Source organism: Phaeovulum sp., from assembly GCF_041596715.1.
GTDB lineage: Bacteria > Pseudomonadota > Alphaproteobacteria > Rhodobacterales > Rhodobacteraceae > UBA6213.
The window spans coordinates 1-3,483 of the sequence record NZ_JBFHIA010000283.1; the positions used below are offsets into that span (position 1 = coordinate 1).

General features: G+C 63.7%; 3 protein-coding genes. 1 reads left to right on the top strand and 2 read right to left on the bottom strand.

The genetic code is table 11. The annotated features are described in order from the left end of the window. Window positions 1-54 precede the first annotated feature (54 nt). Entirely contained in the window at window positions 55-1,284 is a 1,230-nt protein-coding gene (locus ABY403_RS14645; RefSeq protein ID WP_372841562.1) for an aminotransferase class V-fold PLP-dependent enzyme, read from the bottom strand. 182 nt (window positions 1,285-1,466) lie between these two features. On the opposite strand from ABY403_RS14645, the gene ABY403_RS14650 reads away from it, so the two are divergent. Beyond that, complete coding sequence (locus tag ABY403_RS14650; RefSeq protein ID WP_372841560.1) at window positions 1,467-2,516, top strand: extracellular solute-binding protein; 1,050 nt, start codon at window positions 1,467-1,469, stop codon at window positions 2,514-2,516. Window positions 2,517-2,633: 117 nt separating this feature from the next. Here ABY403_RS14650 and ABY403_RS14655 read toward each other — a convergent pair. Beyond that, the coding region (locus ABY403_RS14655; RefSeq protein WP_372841561.1) for an LCCL domain-containing protein at window positions 2,634-3,483 on the bottom strand (850 nt) is incomplete at its 5' end.

Consider the following 3,483-nt stretch of genomic DNA (forward strand, 5'->3'; position numbering starts at 1 on the left):
CCACTCATCGCGGCGTCTTCATTGCCAATAGACCCCAAGCAGAGGCCACCTGCGTCACAACACGCGGCCGAGCGCCGCGATCAGCCGCGCCACATCTTCGGCGCTGGTGTAATGCACCGCCGAAAGCCGCAGCACGCCCTGCCCCACGTCCAGCCCCATCGCTTCAAGCGGGCGGCGCGCATAAAAATCACCCGCCCAGCAGTTGATACCTTCGCGCCCCAGCGCCTCTGACACAGGCTCTGCATCGCGCCCCAGCGCCACCGCCACGGTGGGCGCGCGGCGCGCCGCATCGCGCGGGCCGATCAGTCGCAGATCATTGCGATCCACCAGAAAATCGAGCAACGGCGCGATCACCGCCACTTCCTGCGCGCGCATCAGGTCATGCACGGCGGCGGCCCGCTTGGCCGCATCCGGCTCTGGCGCGAAGTGATGCGCGTACAAATCGTCGAAATAATCTGCGATCCCGGCAGAGGCGGCAATCTGCGCGTGGTCGGGCCCTGCGGGGGTGAAGCGCTTGTAAAGCGTGTCGCCGTTGAACCAGTGCGCCTGATTGGGCAACCGCTCGCCCAAGGCGCGGCGGATCACCATGATGCCCTGATGCGGGCCAAAGACCTTGTAGGCCGAAAACAGGTAGATGTCGGCCCCCAGCGCGCCCACATTCGGCAACCCGTGCGGCGCATAGCTTACACCATCGACGCAAGTCACCGCACCCGAAGCATGCGCCATCGCCACGATCTCGGCCACCGGGTTGATTTCGCCCACCACGTTCGAGCAATGCGGAAACGCCACCAGCGCCACCCGCCCGTCAGCTAAAAGCGGCGCAAGCCGCGCCGGATCGAGGTGGCCGGTGCGTGGGTCAACCTGCCATTCGCGGATTTCGACCCCATCCTCGGCCAACCGCCGCCACGCGCCCGAGTTCGCCTCGTGGTCCTGATTGGTCACCACGACCGCCTCGCCCGGCTTCAGCGCACGGCGAAACGCCTGCGCCAGCACATAGGTATTGGCGCTTGTCGAGGGCCCAAAGCTCAACTCGTCGCGCGCCACCCCCATCATCGCGGCCAACCGGGTGCGCGCTTCGTCCATTTCTTCTCCACCCGCTTGCGCGGCGGCGTAAGGCGCATAGGGCTGCACCTTGCGGCTGCGGTAGAAGCGTGTCAGCCGCTCGATCACCGGCGCACAAGCGTAAGAGCCGCCCGCATTCTCGAAAAACGCCTGCTCGCTCAGGCCGGGTTGCGAAAAGGCGGGGAATTGCGCACGCACATGGCGCATATCAAGGGTAGGCAGGGTCACCGGGGGCTCCTCATTCGGGCTGGCAGCGCCAATGCGACGCGCACGCCATCTGGCCCCGAGCGCAGGGCAGGGTCAAGGGCCTGCGACCAGGCTTATGCGCCCCTAATTTTGCTTGTTAGCAAGCCACCTTGGCGCTAGCGTCAAGGCGCTTTATCCCAAACCCGGAAAGGACGCCGATGAAAACCACCACGTTCCTGCTGACCTCAGCCGCCATGCTTGCCCTTGCCCTGCCTGCCGGGGCTGCGGACCCGCAGCTTCTGGTTTTTGACTGGGCCGGGTTTGAAGAGCCGGGCCTGTTTGCCACATATGTCGAAAAACACGGCGATGCGCCGAGCTACAGCTTCTATGGCGACGACGACGAGGCATTCCAGAAGATCGCCTCGGGGTTCCGCGCCGATGTGGCCCACCCCTGTTCGCAGATGGTGTCGAAATACCGCGACGCCGGCCTGATTGAGCCTTGGGACGTGAGCCGCATTCCCGAGTTTGCCAATATCGACCCGAAGTTCCTTGCCTCGCCGATCTTCAAGGATGACACGGGCGTGTGGTATATTCCCAGCGACTGGGGCGCAACCGCGGTGGCCTATAACCCCGATTTGGTACCCGCCGAAGACGTGGCCAGCTTGCAGGTCTTCGTGAACCCGAAATATCAGGGCCGCACCTCGCTGCCCGATAGCGCAGACGACGTGTGGGCGCTGGCCTATCTTGCCACCGGCGTGACCGACTGGACCGTGATTTCCGAAGAGCAGTTCAAGGCCGCCGCCGACTGGCTGCGCGAGGCGCACAAGAACGTGGCCTCCTATTGGGCCGACCCCGCCGAGATGAGCCAGATCATGGCCTCGGGCGAGGTTCTGGTTGCCTGGTCCTGGAACGATGGCGTCGCCTACTTGCAAGACGATGGCTACCCGGTCGCCTTCCAGCGTGAAGCGGTCGAGGGTTCGTCAAGCTGGTTCTGCGGCTTCGTTAACCTCAAGGACGGGCCGGGCAGTGAAGACAAGGTCTATGACTTCGTCAACTCGTGGCTGCGCCCCGATGCCGGCCCCGAGCTTTTGGACGCGATCGGTTATGGCCACACCAACACCCACGCGATGGCGCTGGTCTCGCAGGAAGACCGCGAAATCGCCGGTCTGACCGATGTGATGGCCCCGGTTCTGGCGCAAACCCCGAACGACCCGGCGATGCGCGAGCGTCAACTGGCCGAGTTCGAAACGATCAAGGCGGGCTTCTAAGCCCACTCTGACACAACGAAAGACGCCCGGCAGTTTTGCTGCCGGGCGTTTTTTTTGACACGATGCGCAGCGTGCTTTGGCTGCGTGTAAGCGAAAGGCGCGCCTTGCCGCTGAACGCTAGCGCAGGTTGCCATCAAAGGTCATCGAGGCACCGTAAGCCCCCCAGTCGTAGCTGGTGACCGCGTTGCGCTCGCTCCCCTTATAGGCCTCCAGCCCCGGCAGGCCGAACAGGCGCACCGCACCCCCCACATCCCCGATCACGCCCGCGTGGCGCGCTGCTTCGCAAATATCGCTGTCGGTTACATAGGGGTTCGAGCCCCAGACAGGCCCAACCGCCACAGAACCCGCAGCGCCACAAACGCAATCATGCGTGCTCGCCCCTACCGGAAACTTGCCGCAAACCGGACCGTTTTCCATAGGCGCGGGCATCGGCGCAACTGGCGTGGCCTGCACAAACTCGATCGAGCTGGAATAGGACCCCCATTCCGACGAGTTAACACCGTTTTGCGTGGTTGAGTTGTATTTCTCTTGCCCCGGCCGCGCTACCACGTGGATATCGCCCCCCGTCGGCCCGACCGCACCTGCATGAAGTGCAGCCGTGCAGATGCTGCTGTCCGAGGTATAGATGCCGCTGCCCCAGATCGACCCATCAAAATCGTTCGGCGTGCAGTTGCAGACATAATCCGTCTGGTCAGTGGGCATGTTGTAAGCGCACCCCGGCAAGCGCTGCGTGATCGCCTGCCCAGGCAGGTAAAACTCGAAACTTTCCGAATACGATCCCCACTCGCTCGAGGTGATGCCGTTCTGCGTACTTGAAGGATAGCTGCCCTGCCCCGGCTGCATCACCACCCGAATGTCGCCGCCCCCCTTGCCAAGAAAACCTGCATGTTTGGCCGCGGTGCAAATGTCGCTGTCAGAGGTATAGATACCGGTGCCCCAGATTGACTCGTCGCCCCGCCCTGCGGGG